Annotated in this window: 1 protein-coding gene; it reads left to right on the top strand. The window is 50.8% G+C overall.

The features are described 5' to 3' along the window. Positions 1 to 201: hypothetical protein (locus tag CDV44_RS28295; protein WP_212677160.1), on the top strand; the 201-nt coding region annotated here is incomplete at its 5' end. Positions 202 to 258: the final 57 nt, after the last annotated feature.

The following is a 258-nucleotide window of genomic DNA, read 5'->3' as shown; positions in this document are numbered from 1 at the left end:
GCGACGGGCTGGAAAGCCCGGTGGTTAGTGGTTTTGGAGCTTGTGAGTCGCTACGGCGGCGAACGAAAAGAAGCGAAAAAAACTGTTGACGACGACGAGAAGCTGCGACATAATCTCACTTCTCTGCTGCTGATGCAGCGACGCAGAAAACGAAGCGACGGCGCGGTAATAATGCGACGAAGCAAAGTTCGAAGCGATTGATCTTTAAAAATTGAACAACCGATAAGTGTGGGCACTCGATGAAAAGTGCGTCTGCCT

Origin of the sequence: Pandoraea sp. PE-S2R-1 (assembly GCF_002179865.1) — a bacterium.
Taxonomy (GTDB): Bacteria; Pseudomonadota; Gammaproteobacteria; order Burkholderiales; family Burkholderiaceae; genus Pandoraea.
This window is presented reverse-complemented; position numbering and strand designations above follow the sequence as displayed.